This window comes from Arthrobacter vasquezii (assembly GCF_029455255.1).
Classification (GTDB): domain Bacteria; phylum Actinomycetota; class Actinomycetes; order Actinomycetales; family Micrococcaceae; genus Arthrobacter_D; species Arthrobacter_D parietis.
Genome location: NZ_JAROKN010000054.1, coordinates 1 through 18,768 on the forward strand (window position 1 = coordinate 1; position 18,768 = coordinate 18,768).

Here is an 18,768-nt window from a genome sequence, read left to right on the forward strand (position 1 = left end):
CGGCTGCGGCGGCCGCCGGCGTGGTGACCCTCGCGACGAGCGACCTCTGGCTGCTGGCCACCGCCTACGGTCCGCTTCGTCTGATCCTGCTGACCGTGCTCGCGGTCGGTGCCGTCACGCTCACCCTGATGATCGGCGCGGACCTATGGGAGCGTCCACGCCGGAGGGTCGAGCGGGAGCAGGTCACCCTGTTCAATCTGGCGACGACGGCGACCGTAGTGATCGGTGTGGTGACCTTCTTCGGGGCCCTTTTTGTCCTGTCTTTCCTGGCAGCGGTGCTGCTGGTCGACGCGGGAGTGTTCGCCGCCGTCGTCGGTGAGTCTGTGGGACTGGCGGAGTACGCGCAGCTGAGCCTGCTCACCGCAGCCCTGGCGACCGTGGGCGGAGCGCTGGGCGCGGGGCTGGAGAGCGACGACGTAGTCCGGGCCGCTGCGTTCACCCGTAACGACGTCTGACGGTCGCGACGACGCGTGGAGCGGTAAGGGCTCAAGACATGGAGCAATCCGGATCGCTCCATCACGCGGGGGTCAGGACCCCGATACGGTCACACCCGGAGGTAGGCCGCGCCGTCGAACTGACGGCGGGCGATGTGCGCGACGGCTGCGGGGATCACCTTCACCCCTGAGGGCAGGGCGGAAGGGTCGATCCCGGCCGACCGGAGGCTATTCCCGCAGGCATAGACCGATACTGACGGTCCCGGAATCTCGGCGAGCGCTTTGTCTCCGACGAGCTGACCGACGCTCGGGCCCTGGACGAGAACTTCGATCTCCACGTCGGGCAGCTCCGCCGCGGCGTTTCCGGCGACCCGCATGGCCGTGGCGAGGTCCGGGAAGGGCTCGTGCCCCGATCCCGCCAGATGCAGGACCAGCACCTTCGAATCAGCTGTCACGCTCATGCTGAGCGTCCGAACAGTCGACTCAGCCAGGTGCCGGCTCCGGAACTTTTTTCCTGTGTGGTGGTGCGCCCGTTGACCGTGGAGCAGGTGCAGCGCTCACTGTTGGGTACGCCGCGCATGACCTGGTCGACGTGGTTTCCGCATCCGCTCCAGGTGGTCCTGCGGCAATACATGCAGGTGGTTGTCCGACACATCTGAGGTTCCCTTTCCGTTGAATCAGCTTCCTTAACGATACCCCATAGGGTATCTAACCCCCACTCCTCAGGCACTTGTGCGAATACCCCCCTCGGTATTACTGTTGATCCCAGAGCGATACCCCCACGGGTATCGAAACGGACTATCGGAAGGAAGATCATGCTTCTTGAGCGTATTTATGACGAGGACCTGGCCCAGGCGAGCTACTTCATCGGCTGCCAGGCCAAGGGCGAAGCCGTGGTGGTCGATGCCCGCCGCGATATAGCCACGTACCAGGAGCTGGCTGCGGCCAACGGTATGAAGATTGTTGCGGTGACCGAGACCCACATCCACGCCGATTACCTCTCAGGCACGCGGGAACTGGCGGAAGCGACCGGGGCGGACATGTACGTTTCCGGTGAGGGTGGGAATGACTGGCAGTACGGTTTTGACGCCGAGCGGCTCTACGACGGCAGCACCATCACGTCCGGCAATATCACGATCAAGGCGGTGCACACTCCCGGGCATACGCCCGAGCACCTTGCCTTCCTGATCACCGACGGCGCGTTCAGCGACCAGCCCGGCTACCTCCTCTCCGGTGACTTCGTCTTCTCGGGCGACCTGGGCCGGCCTGACCTGTTGGATGAGGCTGCCTGCGGGCTGGATACCCGTTTTGTCGGTGCGAAGCAGCTCTTCGCGAGCCTGCGGGAGAAGTTTCTGACCCTGCCTGATCATGTGCAGGTCTACCCGGGCCACGGTTCGGGTAGCGCCTGCGGCAAGGCATTGGGCGCAATCCCGTCCACGACGGTGGGTTACGAGCGCCTGTACGCATGGTGGGGCCCGTACCTTGCAGCCAATGACGAGGAAGGCTTCGTCCGCGAACTCCTCGACGGACAGCCCGATGCCCACGCCTACTTCGGTCGGATGAAGCGGCAGAACCGTCTCGGCCCGGACGTGATGGGGCCCCGTGGCGACCTGCCGCAACTGGATAATCAAGCACTTGCCGGCGACCTGACGGAAGACCGCGTGACCTTTGTTGACACCCGCTCGAACGATCAGGTGCACCAGGGAACAGTGACCGGGGCCTTGAACATCCCCGCCGGCACCAAGATGGCCAGCTTCGGCGCCTGGGCGTACGACCCGGAAACCGACGACCGGCCGCTGGTCCTGCTGGCCCCGGACCAGGAAGCGGCCCAGGACATGTGGGATCACCTGGTACGTGTCGGCATCGACAACGTCACCGGTTTCACCCCGACCCTGGACGGGCTGCCGATCACCACACCGAAGGTGCTCGCCCCCGGCGACCTCGAGGACTTCGGCGCAGCGCTGCTGCTCGACGTGCGGAACAAAACCGAACACGCCGCCGGCAGCATCCCGGGTTCTGCCCAGCTCAGCGCCGGTCGGGTGCTCTGGCACCAGGACCAGCTCCCCTCCGAGGGCACGATCGTGACCTTCTGTCAGAGCGGGGTCCGGAACTCCGTCGCGGCCAGCGCCCTGCGCCGCGCCGGGCACGACGTCGTCGAACTCGACGGAAGCTACGCAGGCTGGGCAGCGTGGAACGCCTCTCAGGAATCAACCTCGGTCAGCTAACCGGCTGACTCCACCGACAGGCAATGGGTCCGCTGCTTCATGCGCGGACCCATTGCCGTGCCCTCACCTCGACAACCTTTTGGAGCACTGATGGCAGCAATGATCTGGCCGGTACCGCCACACTCGGGCTGAGAGCAAACGCCGCGCAGTTCAGTTTGCTTGTCGCGGTGAACGCACTCGTTGGAGGTGTAGTCGGCCAGCAGCAAACCGTGCTGCCCCTGCTCGCCGCCGAAGACTTCGGCCTGACCGGCTACACCACCCGCCGGCGCCATAGCCAACGCGTTCGACAGCCCCGGCCCCGCCGCCGGAGGCAGGAACAAAAAAGGCACCGGGGATGCCAGCCAGGCCAGACCCTGCTCAGGCCAGAGCGAGGAAGAGTTTCTCCAGGTCTTTTTTGTCCATGCTGTTGCCGCCTTCAGCCATGCACTGTTCAAGGCCTGATGAGATGATCGCGAACCCGGCACGGTCCAGAGCCTTGGATACAGCCGCGAGCTGGGTCACGACGTCCTTGCAGTCCCGACCCTCCTCGAGCATGCGCGTGACCGCGGTCAGCTGTCCCGTAGCGCGCTTGAGCCGGTTGATGACCGGCGTGAGTTCAGTGGTGTCGAGCTGCACAAGATCCTCCTGAGGGTTACAGTCCTTCCCTTTAGTGTATACCCCCTAGGGTTTGTTGCATACCCTGGGGGGTATGTGGAAGAATTGATACCGATAGATCAACCATCCAAAATCCGAAAGGGAAACCTTTGGCTTCCAGCACCTCCACCGTGACCGCCCTCGATCCTGAAACCCTGCGCGACTGGATCAGCCGGCATGAGGACCTGATCATCGTTGATGTCCGCTCTGCCGCTGAATTCGAGACCATGCATATCCGCGGCTCCTACAACGTTCCGCTCCCACTGCTCTCGGAGCACACCGATGAGCTGGCCGAACGGCTCGGACAACGGGTTGTGTTGGTCTGCCAGTCCGGCGTCCGCGCCGAGCAGGCACGTCAACGCCTGGGCGGAGTCGGTATCGATACGGCACTAATCCTGAGCGGGGGCGTGCCCGGCTTTGCCGCCGCCGGCGGCGACGTAGTCCGCAGTGCACAGCGCTGGGATCTGGAACGCCAGGTGCGCCTCACGGCCGGATCCCTAGTGATCGCGGGGCTGCTGGCCGGCAAACTCGTTTCGCCGAAGCTCCGCCTGCTGGCCGGGGCGATCGGCACCGGACTGACGTTCTCCGCGGCGACCAACACCTGCGCCATGGGCAACGCCCTGTCGAAGATGCCGTGGAACAAGACTGCCAGCGAACCCACCGCCGCCGCGGCGATCAACCAGATCCCGGCCGGCAACTAAAAGACTCCGTGTGCCCTGCCTGTCCCCCATCGGGCAGGGCACACGGTCCAACAACACCCCTGAACCACCATCCCTGAACCGACAGGAGAAGGAACACACCATGGCTGAAATCACCATTCACGATGCGAAATCCCGCAGGGACCAGGACCAGATCCTCGACGTCCGAGAAGACTTTGAACTTGCGGAGGGCATGATCTCTGGTGCCCTGCACATCCCAATGGGGGAGTTGATGTCCCGCCTGGATGAACTGGACAAGGCCCGTCCGGTCATCGTGGTGTGCCGCAGCGGCAACCGCAGCGCCCGGGTCGCCGAAGCCCTGACCACGGCCGGATACACCGCTGACACCATGGGCGGCGGCATGCTCGACTGGCAGCACGAAGGCTTCCCAACAACGCGCTGACACGCACCAACCGACCGACCTGTCTGCCTGCTTGCCTGGCTGCCTGAAAGGACAACCCCATGAGCGTTGCTCTGCTCGCGACCGTATTGCTCTCCGTGGTGATCGGTCTTTCGCTCGGCCTGCTCGGCGGCGGCGGATCCATCCTGACCGTACCCATCCTGACCTACGTCGCAGGCCTCGACGCCAAGGAAGCAATCGCAGCCTCGCTCTTCGTGGTCGGGGTGACCTCAGCGGTCAGCGCCATCGACCATGCCCGCAAGGGCCGGGTGAAATGGCGCACCGGCCTGATCTTCGGAGCCGCCGGAATGGCCGGCGCCTTCGGCGGCGGCCTCCTCGGCGGGCGCATCCCCGGCACCATCCTCATGATCGCCTTCGCGCTCATGATGGTCGCCACCTCTATCGCCATGATCCGAGGCAGGAAAGGCAAGACTCGCGCGAGCACAAACGACGGGGAACTACCCATCGGCAAGGTTATCGTCGAAGGCCTCATCGTCGGTCTGGTCACCGGACTGGTCGGCGCAGGCGGCGGCTTCCTCGTTGTCCCCGCACTGGCCTTGCTCGGCGGTCTATCCATGCCCATCGCCGTCGGAACTTCCCTCGTGGTGATCGCCCTGAAATCCTTCGCCGGGCTCGCCGGATACCTCACCACCGTCACCCTCGACTGGGGCCTCATCGCAGCCGTGACAGCCGCCGCCGTGCTGGGATCACTCATCGGATCCCGCCTGGCCGGCCGGATCCCCGAAGCAGCCCTCCGGAAGGGGTTCGGGATCTTCGTCCTCGTCATGGGCGTCTTCGTCCTTGTCCAGGAACTCCCCGACCCGTGGGGCAGCGCCCTCGCAGTCACCGCAGGCATCCTCGCGGTCGCCGCCGCAGCCTGCTGGTTCTTCCTGCCGCACTGCCCTCTACGCACACCCCTGAACCGGCGCACTGCCGAAGCACACTGAACAGCCCAACCGTTAGGGGCAGGAGGACCGGCAGGCTGTGTTCTCCGACGGGAGTCTGCTCTACGGATCCGTCGGCAGGACCGACCTTGTCAGCGACGATGACACGGTGCCGTTGACCCACGCTCAGTACGCGTCAGTGCGCCGTCTGGTGGAGGAAGCCACTCCGGACGCGGGCCTTTACCCCACCCACGGTTTTGGGTCCTTCTGCTCCTCGGGCCCAGCAAGCGGAGCCGACTCCTCAACCGTCGGCGAACAAGTCCAGAGTAACCATGCCCTTACTGATCAGGATGAAGCTCATTCGTTCAGGAGTTGATCGACAACCTCAGCGCCTACCCGTCCTATTACGCCCACATGGGGCCTGCGAACACCGCTGGCCCCGGCCCCGCACACCTCGATGTGCCCCAGCCCGTGAACACCGAAGAACTGTCCGCCAGACTCGAACACGGCGAATGGGTGATCGACCTGCGCAATAGGATTGCCTTCGCACGCGACCACCTGCACGGCAGCGCCAGCTTCGAATACGGCGACGGATCGAACTTCACCACGTTCCTCGGTTGGGTCCTGCCGTGGGACCGGAAGCTCACGCTCGTCGGTGACCGCGACGACGTTGAAAACGCAATCCGTGATCTCTCCCGCATCGGCATCGATCAACCCGATATCGCCCTCGGCACCGACCCGGCAGCTCTTGCCCCCAACGCCGCACGGAACTCCTACCCGAGTGTGAGTTGGGAAGAGGTCCATTCGGACCGTTCAGAGCAGGAAGACGTCATTGTCGACGTGCGCCGCACCGACGAATACGACACACAGCACATCGAAGGGGCGGTCAACGTTCCCCTGCACGAGTTGCTGCACCGCATGGACGATCTCCCGAATCGGAAGCTGTGGGTCCACTGCGGATCCGGCTACCGGGCATCAGTTGCCGCCAGCCTGCTGCAACGGGCAGGCAAGGACGTCGTTCACATCGACGGCATGTTCGACGACGCCGAAAAAGCTGCTCTGCCCATGAGCCGTTAACCCACGCATCCATCTCAACCAGCCAGGAGAAACTTATGGCCTACACACACTCCATCACCTCCAGCCTCCCTTGGAAAGACGCTGTTGAACGCACCAGGGAAGCGCTCTCACAAGAAGGGTTCGGCGTACTCACTGAAATCGACGTCCGTGCTACCTTCACCAAAAAGCTTGGACAGGAAGCCGGGGACGCGGTCGGGGACTACATCATTCTCGGTGCCTGCAACCCAAAGCTGGCGCAACGCGGCATCACCGCAGAACCCCAACTCGGCGCCCTCCTCCCCTGCAACGTCGTTGTGCGGCGTGCACCCGAGGACACCGAAACAACTATCGAAACAATCGACCCCCAAACCATGGTCAAGGTCAGCGACTCCGAAGCAATACGCGACGTTGCCAACGACGCCGACGAACGCCTCACAAGAGCCCTCAACAACATCGCCAGCTGAGCAAAGCAGCTGCGAGTCACGTAGGCTGCTCTCCTCCCGGAGGGTCAGCGGCGGCGAGGCTGCTCATCACGCCACCGGTCAGGATGGTCCTCCAAGGCCTCGCGGTCCCAGCCGGCACCATCGGCGGCAGCCTGGTAGGTGGAGTGAAGGAATTCGCTCACCATGCGGTCCGGATCCTCAGCGCTGCGCACAGCTTCGTACGGCAACAGGAACTGGCGGTACTCGGAGCTGTAGAAAGCACCCGGACGCAGGGACACGGACTCACTATCCCCAGGCCGGCTCACTCCACCCATACGTCGACGGTGCGGGGCGCCGCCGCTCAAGTAGAGTCACCATCATGACAACCGCTGAGAAGGCCAGTTCACTGAAGGCCCTGCACGAAGCCCCCGAAATTCTCCGTGTCGTCAACGTTTGGGACGCAATTAGCGCCCGAGCCGTTGCTGACCTGCCCGAAACCCGCGCAATAGCTACCGCCGGGCACTCGATCGCGGCAAGTCACGGATTCTCGGATGGCACCATTCCTTTCGATCTTGCGCTGTCTGCCTTGGCTCGGATCGTGCAAGCGACCGACCTGCCGGTGACCGCCGATCTGGACGCCGGTTTCGGAGACCCAGGCGAGTCCGTCCGCCAAGCGATCGGAGTCGGCGTCGTCGGCGCGAACGTCGAGGACCGACTGGTTCCGCTGGCCGAGGCGGTCGCCAACGTAGAGGCCATCGTGCGGGTTGCGGAGCAGGAGGGTGTGGCCTTCCAGCTGAATGCCCGCACAGATGCGATCGTGCGCGGCGGTGATCGCCCCCTTTCCGACAGCATCGACGATGCGATCGAGCGCGGCAGAGCCTTCCTCGACGCCGGCGCGAGCCTCGTGTTCGTACCCGGGGTCCTGGACCGGGAGTCCACCGACCGCCTCGTCGCCGGTCTCGGAGAGCGCAAGCTCAGCGTCATCGGCCTGCCGGGGGCGCTGTCCGCCGCCGAGTACGAGTCACTGGGCGTGGCTCGCATCTCCTACGGCCCGCTCACGCAACGCGTGGCTTTGCGCGCGCTGCAGAATATCGCCGAGGATCTCTATGCGAACGGGGTCATTCCGAAGGACACTCCCGCGCTCAATTGAAATAGCGACGGGAGACTGGCTACCAAGCGTCCACGGCTCGGCTTCGTAGCACAGAGCAATACCGTTGGAAAACGGAAGTGTTGCACAGATAAGGCGGGTTCAGCTGCGCTGAACCCGCCTTATCTGCCCGAAAGTTCCGGGAACCTGGCCCTGGCTTACCTCACCATTCCGAGGACCGTCTGTGCCCCGTCCTCAAGGACGGCGCGAGCGCTATCCGACACGACGTCGGGGTTCTTGCCCTGGTTCAGGAACTTTGTGAAGCGGTCCATTGCCTTCCCGACGTTGGCCGTGTTGCCCTGCTCGACACCCTCCTGCGCCTGGGCCAGTGAGGCCTGGAGCTGCTTCGCGACCGGTCCCGCGACATCCCCGCTCTCGATGAACGACTCAAGCGTGGCCTGCAGGTACCCGATGAGACCTGGAGTCCAGGCATCAGGAACCGGTACGTCGGCGAAGTCCATGTCGGATGCGAAGTAGTAGCTCGTGTAGGACGGCTGGTTGTACGTGGTGTTCTGACGGGCCACCTCCGCTCGGTACTGCGGGTCATGCATGAGGGTGGTGAGCTTGTGGTCGGTGACCTCGGTGCTCAGGAACACACGGATCGCGGAGCTGTCGGCCGTGCGGACAAACAGTTCCTCACGCCAGTCACCGAAAGCATCCGCCACAAGCGCCGGGTTGCCCTTGGTGCCGTTGTTGGTCAGGGTGCCCTCCGCGTTCAGCAGCGTTCCGCGGGTCCAATCGTCAATGGTGGGTGATCCGTCGTCGGAACGGTTGACGAGCTGCGTGGTCATGTCCGCGGCCCACTTGATGCTCATATTGGTGCCGGGGGTGCGGGCTTCCAGCTGCTCGCCGTCGGAGCTCAGCAGGCCCGAGCCATCACTGCCACCCGGCATACTCGCCCAGACCTCAATGCCATCGACATCGGAACGCACGTCACCGATCATGCCGCGGCCGGTGTCTTTGCCGGAGTACGCACCGAACAGCACTTCGCCCGTTGCGGCGTCACGCATGGCGGAACCGTACGGGGCGAACCGTCCGCCCTCATGGACCGTCCAGATCTCCTGACCGGGGCGGTTCGGGTCGATGTCCGTCACGTGCATCGCGTCTCCGTGACCGAGGCCGGTCTCGGCACCCGGCGTTGCACTGCCTTCCGGCATGGTGTCGAACGAGCTGTAGAGGAGGGAGCCGTCGTCGTCGATTGTTGCTGAGCCGTAGACGATCTCCTGCTTGCCGTCGCCGTCCACATCCGCGGCGCTGAGCGAGTGGAAGCCCTGCGTGGTGATGGAACCGAACTCGGGGTCGGTGCCGAGGCGGCCGTGCGGGCCGTCATTGAACGGGTTTGTCATCGGCGTCCAGCCGCTGTCCACGTTCCAGACCTTGGAAAGGTTCGTGCCGTCCCAGTTGTAGGCGGCGATGGTGGAGCGGGTGTAGTAGCCGCGGGCGAAAATGGCTGACGGGCGTTGGCCATCCAGGTAGGCGACGCCCGCGAGGAAGCGGTCCACACGGTTGCCCGGCTCGATGCGGGACATAGCGTAATCGCCCCACATGAGACCGTCGTCGTGCCGGCCCGGCTCGTAGTCCACTGTCTGAAGCTCGTCTCCAGTGGCGCCGTCGAACACGGTCAGGTATTCAGGGCCGCTGAGGATGAAGCCCTCGAAGGCGCGGAGGTTGTTCCTGCCGCTGCGGCTGGGCGCGTAGACATCCATGAAGTAGTCCGCCATGGCGCGCGCATCCGCGTCGGAGAGCGGGTACTCGTAGCGCTGTTCGATGCCGAACGCTTCCTCGAGTGTGGCGGGCCAGTTGCCCGCGACCACCTCGGGGTGCTCGTGCCAGGTGGCGAACATGTCCACGACGTGCTCGTAGTAGTCGGCCGCGCTCTTCCGGTAATCGTCGGTGTTGCTGTAACCGGCGGCGATGTCATCGGCCGGCATCGTGATGTGCTCAGGCTCGCCGGCTACACCGTCCGTGTACTGCGTGACTGAGGTGCCCGGCGCCGTCTTCATCATCATCTCGGTGCGGCCATCGCCGTCGAAGTCGTAGACCATGAACTGCGTGTAATGGGCGCCGGAGCGGATGTTGACACCGAGGTCGATGCGATGGAGCAGCGTTCCGTCCATGGTGTACGTGTCGATGTAGGTGTTGCCGGTGTACCCGACCTGCGAGACATCCTTCGAATTCGAGGGATCCCACTTGACTACGTACTCGTAGTCGCCGTCGCCGTCCGCGTCGCCAAGGCTCATGTCATTCGCGGAGTAGGTGTAGCTTTCACCGGCGGGGGTTACGCCGTCGGCCGGCTTCTGCAACGGGATATCGGTGTAGCCCTGTGCCCAGGGGTCCACTTCTTCACTGCGCTGCAGTTCCACACCGCCGACGACGGCGGCAACCTGATAGGTGGCCCCTTCCGTCGCGTCGGGGTCAAGGTAGTTGGTGCTGTCGGTGACCGTGGCGATCTTCTCGCCGTTGCGGTAGACGGCGAAGTCCGCGCCGGTCTGGCCGGTTCCATTGGCACCGGTGACCTCCGTGGCGAGAAGACGCCAGCTGAGAAAGGTTCCCTCGGAGGTTGCTGCCGCAACGAGGCCGCGGTCGAGGTGATCGAGCTGGATGCCTACCTGGGCATCGGGGGCCGGAGCTGCAGCGGCTGGAACGCCGCCACCTCCGGCGATCAGGGCTGCACTGAGTGCGAGCGTTGCGGGTACGGGGATGACGCGAAGGCGCGGGTTCATCTTTGAATCCTTTCAACGGAAAGCGCTTTCTCAACGCTAGGTGAAGGTTCGCGACCGGTCAAGGTTTTTCCAAGGTCGATGTGCTGGGGTTCCCGTTCGCCGGGCGGCAATCTGGTTTGAATCCGCTGACGGCTCGAAATTCGACCGGACCTGCGTCCCGCATCCGTGTGCTTACGAGCGGATTAGCTCCGCGTGGTTAGGCGGCTACTCCTCTGGCTCTTCGGGCTCCCGGAATTCCGCCGGGACCGCGTCGGGGTCACCATCCGGAGCCAGGAAAAGGTGTACGTGCGAGCCGCCTGACTCTACGGCGAGGGTATCGAGCTGCGCTGCCCCGGCTTGCCATAGGCGCACGGCCGCGTCATGTTGCTCAGCCACCGTGACGGTGAGCGCTACCCGCTCCTCCGCGGGCGCTATCAGCAACTGCTCATAGTGAGCCGCCGTCGACAGGAGCAACTGCGCGGCGCCGATGAAGGCCTCCCGCGCAACCGTCTGTTCAGATGTTCCTTCTTCGACGGTTTCCAATGCAGACACGGCAAGGGCCAACTCGTGGTTCCACCGGTCCACGTCACTGACACTGGCTGGGGCCGGACCCTCGCCCTCCTGCACCGGTACAGCGGCAGCGAGTTCCTGCAGCACCTGCGCCATCCGTCCCTGGGCTTCTTCGGCTGCTTCGGCCAGATTGGCAATGAGCTCAGCCCTTTCGCGCTCCTGCCCCGCGGCCAATTGTTCAGCTATCGCTTCGATGGAACCGGCTTCGGGCGAACCGGCTTCAGAAGGACCGGCTTCAGAAGGACCGGCACCTCCTGCGGCAAGTGCAACGGTGAGCACAACGGTAACGGCTATCAGGACCGAGGCCGCGGCGGCGACGGTAAGGACCCGCGCCTTGCGGGAGCGACGGAGTGAATTTCTCAAGAGGATCGATGACCTTCCGACGTTGAATGAGCGACGTGCGGCCAGAACTGGTTGCGCGGCTATGCTGCGCAACCAGTTCCGGCCATGCTGCGTGAGGATAATCGGCGATGCCGCCGAACTGGCGCGTTACGCAGCGGCCAGCGCGGCGGAAGCCGGGGTTACTTCAACTCGCTCTGCCAAACCTGCAGGTCCTGCACCTTGCCGAGCAGCAAGCTGTGGGCGTCTGAGCCACGGTTGACGTGCGCCCGAACCTGGGCGGCAGCCGCGTTGAGCTTCTCCGCAGCATCGTCATGCGAACCGGCCTCGGCGAGTGCCCGCGCCCTATCCAGCTGCTTTCCAATCTGGGTTGCCGCCTTCGATGAAATAGCTCCTTCAGCGAGCAGGTCCGCCGTCGTTGTTTCGACCTCATTCCAGGTGACGCAGTCACCGCCGCCGTTCACCGCTCCGGCTGACCACGCAATGCCGCCCAGCAGGTGCTCGAGGAAGACCGGGTCAACGTACGATGCCTCAGTGTGACCGCCACCGGTGTACCAGGAGCGGGCGGACTCAAAGTTATGGCACCAGGACAGCGGGTGGTCGGAACCCATGGCGTTACCGCCCGGGTTGTACGTGGTTTCGTCGAGGTTGGTGAGGACACGGACGGCATCGCGGGGGCTCTGGTTGAAGTTGTACCACTCGTCGAAGCGCGTCCAGGTTCCTGACAGGTGCTCGGTCGAAGGATGAGTGCCGTCTTCCACTACCTGAACGGCTGTTTGCTGGGCAGGATGGCTGACAAACCGCGCACCCCCGCCGGTGAGTTCGCTGTACCAGGGAACGGTGTGCATGGAATCCGTTGCCGCATGGACGCCGGCAAAGCCACCGCCGGAGCGGATGTAACCCTGGAACGCCTCCAGTTCACCCTCGTCGAGCAGCGTCGGTGTCGCAGGGTTGAGGCTGTTGGTGCCATCGACGGTGGAAACGAAGACGATGGTCTCGTACTTTGCAAGGTCCGATGCGCTGGTGAACGGTGTGCTTGGCAGCGTGCGGTCAGGCTGCCCCTGGTTTCTCGGCGAGGTTGGCGGATCCCAGACGTCGACGCTGAAACCGTTCGCGTCGCCGAGGGCCATAATCGCCGTAGTCGCCTCATCGATGCTGCTGTGACGAAAGCCCGTGGTTTTGCCGACAACGAGGACGTCGTAGTCCTCAGTCACCTCGGTCTGGACCGGCGCGGACTCGGCTTGCGCCGGAGCCGTTGCCAGGGCCGGCACAACGAGTGCCGCTCCAAGTATTCCGAGGGCTGCCTTACTGGTGTATCGCTTCATTGCGCTCCTTTGTTGTGGCTGTGCCCTAAGTCGCCGAAACACTGGGGACGGGCACCAGGATCAGCTGCCGGCTCAACACCTACCTCACCATGAACGGCGTTGGAGATTGTTGATTCGAACAACTTAATGCCAGTAAATCGCCTGTTACGCCGGAAAGCTACCCTCTGGCGCTATTTGTCCCGCATATTTCTTTCCGGCATGCGTCGACCCAACGCAATTACCGGCGCATCACGGTCACACAGCAGCACGCCGGCCGCAACCCACAGCCGCGCCCGATGCACCTCCGACCGGCGCAGCGCGCCAGCCTGCAGTTCGACGTCGTTGCTTCCGTCCCATTCCGGGTGGGTGAAATAGAACGCAACGGCTTCAACACCGCAAACAACGACGTCGGCATGCCTGCCTACCTGCCTATCCTCCGGATGCACGCCGGCCGAATCGAGGATCAAGCCCTGCACCGACCAGGAAAGACCGTCATCCGAACGGTAGACGCGCTGGCCGCGCCACTCGTCCACGATCATCCAGAAGAACCCGCCCAGCTCGAAGACGTTCGGGCCCTCATGGGGCGCACCACCGATGACCTGCCCTTCGACGGACCAGTTGTCCCAGTCGGGACTGACAGCGGCGTAGGTAGTGGATGCTTCCGCCTCTTCCTTGTAACAGAGGCGTAGGAGACCGTCGGCGGTCCGGGCGATGGCCGCATCGATCACGTAGTTCGAACTCAGCTCAAGGAAGCCCCGGTGCTTCCAGTGCTCGAGGTCGTCGCTGACCAGATGCACAATGCGCCGCTCATGGCCGGCCCAGGTGGAAGGCACGCCCCTGATCCACGTGAGGTACATGTGGTAGCGGGTTCCGTCCCACGCGACCTCGGGCGCCCAGTGGGTGTTCGGGCCGGGCTCCCCAGCCGGGTCGAGACCGTCGACCACACCGCGGTAGAGCCAGCGCGCGCCGTCGTCGGATACGGCCGTGCCAATCCGGCTGCCGTGCACCCACTCGACGCCCGCGCCCGAATCGGCGGGGCGCCGCTGGGTGTAAAACATCCACCACTGTCCGGTCTGCTCGTTGCGGATGACCGACGGATCAGTCGGCCCGCCGAGCGGATCGGCGAGCAGCGGTGCGCTCACCGACCGGGACGCAGATCCGTTACGGGAGCGCGCATGCTCCCGCGAAAGTCTGGCGCAGCGAGTTCCCCGCGGGTTACGGGAGCACCCCGCCCGGCCGATGCGTAGAGGGCAGCAACAATCTCGATAGCACGTGCAGGATCAGCGGCGACCGGCGGGACATCGGCCCCGGCAAGAAGTGATTCGTAGACCTCGGACAAGAGCGCATCGTGCCCGCTCGGCACCTCATTCGACGGCAGCGCCCACGACGCCGACCGTTCCGCACTGATGTGGCGGGCCGGCGTCAGCTTCCAGCTCGCGTGGTTGTGGCCATAGAGGTGCTCGAGCTCGATGGTGGCGTGCTCCGTGTCGATGCGGATCAGGCTCGACTCCCGCGGCGCGAGCACAGTGCTCAGAACCGACGCGACGGCGCCGCACTCGAAGACGACGACGCCGCACGAGGTGTCCTCGGTCTCCAACTCCCGGTCAAGCCGGAACAGCTGGCCGGACACCGAGCTCCACTCGCCGAGCAGGTAGGCGAGCAGGTCGATCTGGTGAATGCCGTGGCTCAGCGTGGTGCCGCCACCCTCGGTCTCCCACGTTCCGCGCCACGGCACGTCGAAGTACTCGGGACCGCGGTACCAGTGCGTGTGGCAGACAGCGGTCAGCGGCCTGCCCAGTTCACCCGACTGCAGCAGGTTCCGGATATGAGCGGCGGCCGTGCCGGTTCGCTGCTGAAAGACGACGGCCAGCTTGCGGTCTGCCGCCACCGCGTCCGACTGCATGGCGTCCACCTCTGCGAGGGAGAGCGCAGGTGGCTTTTCGGCGATGACGTGAGCACCGGCGTCGAACGCTGCTTTGGTCTGTTCCGCGTGTCCCGCCGGCGGAGTGCAGATATGCACGACGTCGACAGCCTCCTTGGCCAACAGCTCCTCCAGGGTGCCGTACCCGGCTGCGATTCCGTGCCGGGCGTTGAAGTCACGGACCCGCTCCTCGCTGGGGTCGGCTGAAGCAACCGCAGTGACGCCGTCGATCGCGGCAAGCGCCTCGGCATGGAGGTGCGCCACGGCGCCGGTGCCGAGGACGGCAGCGCGGAGGATGCGGGTCATTGGAGGGACCTTTCGAGTCAGGATCGCCGGTGCGTGGCACGTTCGTGGGGTCTTCCCGGCGAACCTGCCATTTTCCGGCTACTTTGCGGGCTGATGATCATTCGGCGTGGGCGTCGAGCTGGTCCTCGAGGTGAAAGACCTCCTCGATCCTCACAAATCCTTCGTCCGGCCGGCCGTCGAGCTCCACGAAGAACTCGCCCATCTCGGCCTGCCATCGGGCATTGACGTCGGTCTCGGCCATAGCGCGCTGGGCTGCGGCGAGGTCATCCGACTCGACGTACCCGATCAGGAGGCCATCCGGCCGGAGGAAGAGCGAGTAGTTGTTCCAGCCGGTGTCCTTGAGGGCGCGGAGCATGTCCGGCCAGACGGCGGCATGGCGCTCCTTGTACTCCTCAAGGCGGTCGGGCTTCACCTGCAACTGGAAGCAGACGCGTTCCATAGTTCTCCTCGTCGAGCGGGTATGAATCGTTTCATGGATGCTACCACTGCGACTTGCCAAGGAGCTCGCCTGCCCGCAACTTTTGCGCACCTACGGTGACTCAAACCGGCGTCGGACTCGCCGGAGCTGCACAAAAGTTCACGAAGGAGGAAGGGCTAGAGGGTGCTCCCCCGGCTGACCAGCTCGGGCTGGAAGATGACCTGCCGGCTTTCGGGTGAGGTCCGATCAATCGCTTCAAGCAACAGTTCGACGGCGGTGCGCCCCATCAGCTCCGTTGGCCGCCGCACTGTGGACAGCGGAACAACCGCAGACTGGGCGAAATCGATGTCGTCGTAGCCGATCAGCGCGAGGTCCTCCGGAATCCGCAACCCGCGGATAAGCAGCACAGCCTGCATCACGCCGATGGCCAGCAGATCGTTGGCGCAAAAAATGCCGTCCGGCAGGCCTTCCCTGCCGCGCTCCGCAAGGAGTTCACCGGCTGCACGCCCCGCCAGCACGGTCATTGCGGCGGCTTCCACTACCTCGAGCTCGGCATCCGGGTACTCCTCCACAGCCTGCTGCGCTCCGGCCAGACGGTCCGCCACCTGTTGGATGTCGGTGGACGCTCCGATGAACGCGATGCGCCGCCGCCCGCGCGAGAGCATGTGCTTCACCGCCATGTAACCGCCGGCGACATCATCCACTGACACTGAACTGACCCGGCGCTGCGGGTCCACCCGGTCCACCAAAACCACGGGCACGCCGTGAGCGCGCAGCTGTTCGAGCCGGGAATCGACGTTACCTACCGGCGAAATCAGGACACCCTTGACTCGCTGCTGCTCGAACACATCGAGATAGCGGCTTTCGCGGCCGGCGTCATGCCCACTATCCCCCAGCAGCACGGTGCTGTCCGACTCCGCCGCCCGGTCTTCGGCGGCGCGCGCCAGCGAAGAGAAGAACGGATTACTGACGTCGAGGACGATGAGCCCAATGGTGCGGCTGAGCCCGGCACGGAGCTGGCGAGCGGCATCATTGCGCACGAAGCCCAGTTCCGAGATGACGCTGAGCACCCGCTCACGGGTCTTTTCAGCTACGCGGTCCGGGTTGTTGAGCACGTTCGATACTGTGCCCACGGCAACCTGCGCCTGGTCGGCAACGTCTTTGATACTGACCATCCGGGCAGACCCTCGATTCCTGGAAGTGACGGGCTGTAGACAAGCGGTGGACGAAAATCTGCACTCTTCACGAGAATGCTTGACACCACTTATCGCCAAGGATACCTTTGAAACGTACTAATGAATCGATTCAATATCTGATTCATCTCCTGACCGTCACCGCCGCCTCCTTCAGGCCTAGTGAAAAGTCAGTGCAAAACAACGACGATGCGCGCGGGCTTGCAGCCGGCAGCTGTAAATGGAGAGAAGTAATGGTTGACCTGAGCCGCATAACGCCAACCCTGGAGAACCTCGCTATTGAGGTGCCGTCCTGGGCTTACGGCAATTCCGGAACCCGCTTCAAGGTATTTCAGACTCCCGGCACTCCGCGCACTGTGCAGGAGAAGATCGCCGACGCCGCCAAGGTTAACGAGCTGACCGGCCTTGCGCCCTCCGTTGCCTTGCACATTCCCTGGGACAAGGTGGAAAATTACGGCGCGCTTTCTGACTTTGCGCAGGGCCTCGGCATCACGCTGGGCACCATCAACAGCAACACGTTCCAGGATGACATCTACAAGTTCGGGTCCCTGACCCACAGCGACGCCGCCGTTCGCAACAAGGCCCTCGACCACATGTACGAGTGCATCGACGTCATGAACGTCACCGGTTCACAGGACCTGAAGATCTGGCTGGCTGACGGCACCAACTACCCCGGCCAGGGCGACATGCGCTCACGCCAGGACTGGCTGCATGATTCCCTGCAAAAGGTTTACGAGCGCCTCGGTGATGACCAGCGCATGGTTCTCGAGTACAAGTTCTTCGAACCGGCGTTCTACCACACCGACGTCCCTGACTGGGGAACTTCCTACGCCCACACCCTGGCCCTCGGTGAAAAGGCCATGGTCTGCCTCGACACGGGCCACCACGCTCCCGGCACCAACATCGAGTTCATCGTGGCGCAGCTGATCCGCCTCGGAAAGCTCGGATCCTTCGACTTCAACTCGCGCTTCTACGCGGATGATGACCTGATCGTGGGGGCAGCGGATCCGTTCCAGCTGTTCCGCATCATGTACGAGGTGGCTCGCGGCGGCGCCCTCGACCCGGCTGCCAACGTGGCGCTGATGCTGGACCAGTGCCACAACCTCGAAGAGAAGATCCCCGGCCAGATCCGCTCTGTCCTCAATGTGCAGGAGATGACGGCCCGCGCGCTGCTCGTTGACCGGGAGTCGTTGACCAAGGCGCAGGAAGCGGGCGACGTCCTCGGAGCCCATGCACTGTTCATGGACGCCTTCTACACCGACGTCCGTCCGGCACTCGCCCAGTGGCGTGAATCCCGCGGACTTCCCGCGGACCCCATGGCTGCCTACACGGCCAGCGGCTACCAGGAAATCATCAACGCTGACCGTGAGGGCGGACAGCAGGCAGGATGGGGCGCGTAACCATGACTAACCAAACCGTTCAGGACCTCATCAACCGCTCCAACCGGCTCGGTGCGGACAAACGCAACACGAACTACGCCGGCGGCAACACCTCGGCCAAGGGCAGCGACACCGACCCCGTCACCGGCGAGAACGTCGAGCTGTTGTGGGTAAAGGGCTCCGGCGGTGACCTCGGCACCCTTAAGGAACAGGGTCTGGCCGTACTCCGCCTCGACCGTCTCCGTGCCCTGACCAACGTCTACCCTGGCCTTGACCGCGAGGACGAGATGGTCGCGGCGTTCAATTACACCCTGCACGGCAAGGGCGGCGCGGCACCTTCCATCGATACCGCCATGCACGGCCTCGTCGACGCCGCACACGTTGACCACCTGCACCCGGACTCAGGCATCGCGATCGCCACGGCGGTCGACGGCGAAGCACTCACCGAAAAGATCTTCGGCGACAAGGTGGTGTGGGTGCCCTGGCGGCGCCCGGGCTTCCAGCTCGGCCTGGACATCGCCGCGATCAAGGCCGAAAACCCGCAGGCCGTAGGCACCATCCTTGGCGGGCACGGCATCACCGCGTGGGGCGAAACCTCCGACGAGGCCGAGAACAATTCACTGTGGATGATCGAAACCGCCGAGCGCTACATCACGGAGAACGGAAACCCAAAGGCGTTCGGTGAGCCCCTCGACGGCTACGCCGCGCTCTCGCCTGAGGCGCGCCGCGCGAAGGCC

The 18,768-nt window shown here is 64.2% G+C and carries 19 protein-coding genes and 3 pseudogenes; 12 read left to right on the top strand and 10 right to left on the bottom strand.

Annotated elements, in window-relative coordinates; translation table 11 throughout:
* Positions 1 to 455: pseudogene (locus P4U43_RS14645) on the top strand (hypothetical protein); the annotation flags it as partial.
* A gap of 89 nt (positions 456 to 544) precedes the next feature.
* Here P4U43_RS14645 and P4U43_RS14650 read toward each other — a convergent pair.
* Positions 545 to 895 (bottom strand): DsrE family protein, encoded by a 351-nt coding sequence (locus P4U43_RS14650; RefSeq protein WP_277359392.1) that lies wholly within the window; start codon positions 893 to 895, stop codon positions 545 to 547.
* Between the two features lie 30 nt (positions 896 to 925).
* On the opposite strand from P4U43_RS14650, the gene P4U43_RS18030 reads away from it, so the two are divergent.
* The 3 genes and pseudogenes from P4U43_RS18030 to P4U43_RS14665 all read left to right on the top strand — a co-directional run.
* Positions 926 to 1,093 carry a hypothetical protein gene (locus tag P4U43_RS18030; protein WP_318533038.1) on the top strand — a complete coding sequence of 56 codons (168 nt, stop codon included), beginning with the start codon at positions 926 to 928 and terminating at the stop codon, positions 1,091 to 1,093.
* Between the two features lie 156 nt (positions 1,094 to 1,249).
* Positions 1,250 to 2,659, top strand: a complete 1,410-nt coding sequence (locus P4U43_RS14660; protein ID WP_277359394.1) for an MBL fold metallo-hydrolase — start codon at positions 1,250 to 1,252, stop codon at positions 2,657 to 2,659.
* A 23-nt stretch (positions 2,660 to 2,682) separates the two neighbouring features.
* A pseudogene (locus tag P4U43_RS14665) lies at positions 2,683 to 2,916 on the top strand (hypothetical protein); the annotation flags it as partial.
* A gap of 100 nt (positions 2,917 to 3,016) precedes the next feature.
* Here P4U43_RS14665 and P4U43_RS14670 read toward each other — a convergent pair.
* The gene (locus P4U43_RS14670) at positions 3,017 to 3,274 is read right to left on the bottom strand and encodes a metal-sensitive transcriptional regulator (RefSeq protein WP_277359395.1); all 258 of its coding nucleotides are present in this window, start codon (positions 3,272 to 3,274) and stop codon (positions 3,017 to 3,019) included.
* Positions 3,275 to 3,402: 128 nt separating this feature from the next.
* On the opposite strand from P4U43_RS14670, the gene P4U43_RS14675 reads away from it, so the two are divergent.
* The 5 genes and pseudogenes from P4U43_RS14675 to P4U43_RS14695 all read left to right on the top strand — a co-directional run bounded on the left by P4U43_RS14675 (position 3,403) and on the right by P4U43_RS14695 (position 6,794).
* Entirely contained in the window at positions 3,403 to 3,993 is a 591-nt protein-coding gene (locus P4U43_RS14675) for a rhodanese-like domain-containing protein (RefSeq protein WP_277359396.1), read from the top strand.
* Positions 3,994 to 4,093: 100 nt separating this feature from the next.
* The gene (locus P4U43_RS14680; RefSeq protein WP_277359397.1) at positions 4,094 to 4,393 is read left to right on the top strand and encodes a rhodanese-like domain-containing protein; all 300 of its coding nucleotides are present in this window, start codon (positions 4,094 to 4,096) and stop codon (positions 4,391 to 4,393) included.
* Positions 4,394 to 4,452: 59 nt separating this feature from the next.
* Positions 4,453 to 5,337 (top strand): sulfite exporter TauE/SafE family protein, encoded by an 885-nt coding sequence (locus P4U43_RS14685; RefSeq protein ID WP_277359398.1) that lies wholly within the window; start codon positions 4,453 to 4,455, stop codon positions 5,335 to 5,337.
* Positions 5,338 to 5,365: 28 nt separating this feature from the next.
* Positions 5,366 to 6,351: pseudogene (locus tag P4U43_RS14690) on the top strand (rhodanese-like domain-containing protein); the annotation flags it as partial.
* 35 nt (positions 6,352 to 6,386) lie between these two features.
* Positions 6,387 to 6,794 (top strand): DUF302 domain-containing protein, encoded by a 408-nt coding sequence (locus P4U43_RS14695; protein ID WP_277359399.1) that lies wholly within the window; start codon positions 6,387 to 6,389, stop codon positions 6,792 to 6,794.
* Between the two features lie 44 nt (positions 6,795 to 6,838).
* On the opposite strand, the gene P4U43_RS14700 is transcribed toward P4U43_RS14695, so the two are convergent.
* On the bottom strand, positions 6,839 to 7,051 hold the full coding sequence (locus P4U43_RS14700) for a DUF5996 family protein (RefSeq protein WP_277359400.1): 213 nt from the start codon (positions 7,049 to 7,051) through the stop codon (positions 6,839 to 6,841).
* Positions 7,052 to 7,131: 80 nt separating this feature from the next.
* On the opposite strand from P4U43_RS14700, the gene P4U43_RS14705 reads away from it, so the two are divergent.
* Complete coding sequence (locus tag P4U43_RS14705; RefSeq protein ID WP_277359401.1) at positions 7,132 to 7,902, top strand: isocitrate lyase/PEP mutase family protein; 771 nt, start codon at positions 7,132 to 7,134, stop codon at positions 7,900 to 7,902.
* A 155-nt stretch (positions 7,903 to 8,057) separates the two neighbouring features.
* Here the strand turns inward: P4U43_RS14705 and P4U43_RS14710 are convergent, their stop codons facing one another.
* The 7 genes from P4U43_RS14710 to P4U43_RS14740 form a co-directional block, all read right to left on the bottom strand.
* Positions 8,058 to 10,622 (bottom strand): rhamnogalacturonan lyase, encoded by a 2,565-nt coding sequence (locus P4U43_RS14710; RefSeq protein WP_277359402.1) that lies wholly within the window; start codon positions 10,620 to 10,622, stop codon positions 8,058 to 8,060.
* 204 nt (positions 10,623 to 10,826) lie between these two features.
* Complete coding sequence (locus tag P4U43_RS14715; protein WP_277359403.1) at positions 10,827 to 11,534, bottom strand: hypothetical protein; 708 nt, start codon at positions 11,532 to 11,534, stop codon at positions 10,827 to 10,829.
* A 158-nt stretch (positions 11,535 to 11,692) separates the two neighbouring features.
* Positions 11,693 to 12,835, bottom strand: coding sequence for a ThuA domain-containing protein (locus P4U43_RS14720; protein WP_277359404.1), 1,143 nt, complete (start codon positions 12,833 to 12,835; stop codon positions 11,693 to 11,695).
* A 170-nt stretch (positions 12,836 to 13,005) separates the two neighbouring features.
* The gene (locus tag P4U43_RS14725; protein ID WP_277359405.1) at positions 13,006 to 13,956 is read right to left on the bottom strand and encodes a glycoside hydrolase family protein; all 951 of its coding nucleotides are present in this window, start codon (positions 13,954 to 13,956) and stop codon (positions 13,006 to 13,008) included.
* Positions 13,953 to 15,041 (bottom strand): Gfo/Idh/MocA family protein, encoded by a 1,089-nt coding sequence (locus P4U43_RS14730; RefSeq protein ID WP_277359406.1) that lies wholly within the window; start codon positions 15,039 to 15,041, stop codon positions 13,953 to 13,955. Before P4U43_RS14730 ends, P4U43_RS14725 begins: the two co-directional genes overlap by 4 nt.
* A 97-nt stretch (positions 15,042 to 15,138) precedes the next feature.
* Positions 15,139 to 15,480, bottom strand: coding sequence for an L-rhamnose mutarotase (locus tag P4U43_RS14735; RefSeq protein ID WP_277359407.1), 342 nt, complete (start codon positions 15,478 to 15,480; stop codon positions 15,139 to 15,141).
* 155 nt (positions 15,481 to 15,635) lie between these two features.
* Complete coding sequence (locus P4U43_RS14740; protein ID WP_277359408.1) at positions 15,636 to 16,634, bottom strand: LacI family DNA-binding transcriptional regulator; 999 nt, start codon at positions 16,632 to 16,634, stop codon at positions 15,636 to 15,638.
* Positions 16,635 to 16,885: 251 nt separating this feature from the next.
* Between P4U43_RS14740 and rhaI the strand changes: the two genes are divergently transcribed.
* Together rhaI and P4U43_RS14750 are read left to right on the top strand one after the other, a co-directional pair.
* Positions 16,886 to 18,052 carry an L-rhamnose isomerase gene (rhaI, locus tag P4U43_RS14745; RefSeq protein WP_277359409.1) on the top strand — a complete coding sequence of 389 codons (1,167 nt, stop codon included), beginning with the start codon at positions 16,886 to 16,888 and terminating at the stop codon, positions 18,050 to 18,052.
* Positions 18,053 to 18,054: 2 nt separating this feature from the next.
* Positions 18,055 to 18,768: class II aldolase/adducin family protein (locus tag P4U43_RS14750; RefSeq protein ID WP_277359410.1), on the top strand; the 714-nt coding region annotated here is incomplete at its 3' end.

What these genes read in the sequence shown, in the direction of transcription:
- P4U43_RS14685 (WP_277359398.1), top strand. Translation starts at nt 4,453, where the DNA reads ATGAGCGTTGCTCTGCTCGCGACCGTATTGCTCTCCGTGGTGATCGGT.
- P4U43_RS14735 (WP_277359407.1), bottom strand. Translation starts at nt 15,480, where the DNA reads ATGGAACGCGTCTGCTTCCAGTTGCAGGTGAAGCCCGACCGCCTTGAG.
- P4U43_RS14695 (WP_277359399.1), top strand. Translation starts at nt 6,387, where the DNA reads ATGGCCTACACACACTCCATCACCTCCAGCCTCCCTTGGAAAGACGCT.
- P4U43_RS14705 (WP_277359401.1), top strand. Translation starts at nt 7,132, where the DNA reads ATGACAACCGCTGAGAAGGCCAGTTCACTGAAGGCCCTGCACGAAGCC.
- P4U43_RS14740 (WP_277359408.1), bottom strand. Translation starts at nt 16,634, where the DNA reads ATGGTCAGTATCAAAGACGTTGCCGACCAGGCGCAGGTTGCCGTGGGC.
- P4U43_RS14720 (WP_277359404.1), bottom strand. Translation starts at nt 12,835, where the DNA reads ATGAAGCGATACACCAGTAAGGCAGCCCTCGGAATACTTGGAGCGGCA.
- P4U43_RS14730 (WP_277359406.1), bottom strand. Translation starts at nt 15,041, where the DNA reads ATGACCCGCATCCTCCGCGCTGCCGTCCTCGGCACCGGCGCCGTGGCG.
- rhaI (WP_277359409.1), top strand. Translation starts at nt 16,886, where the DNA reads ATGGTTGACCTGAGCCGCATAACGCCAACCCTGGAGAACCTCGCTATT.
- P4U43_RS14680 (WP_277359397.1), top strand. Translation starts at nt 4,094, where the DNA reads ATGGCTGAAATCACCATTCACGATGCGAAATCCCGCAGGGACCAGGAC.
- P4U43_RS14710 (WP_277359402.1), bottom strand. Translation starts at nt 10,622, where the DNA reads ATGAACCCGCGCCTTCGCGTCATCCCCGTACCCGCAACGCTCGCACTC.
- P4U43_RS14650 (WP_277359392.1), bottom strand. Translation starts at nt 895, where the DNA reads ATGAGCGTGACAGCTGATTCGAAGGTGCTGGTCCTGCATCTGGCGGGA.
- P4U43_RS14660 (WP_277359394.1), top strand. Translation starts at nt 1,250, where the DNA reads ATGCTTCTTGAGCGTATTTATGACGAGGACCTGGCCCAGGCGAGCTAC.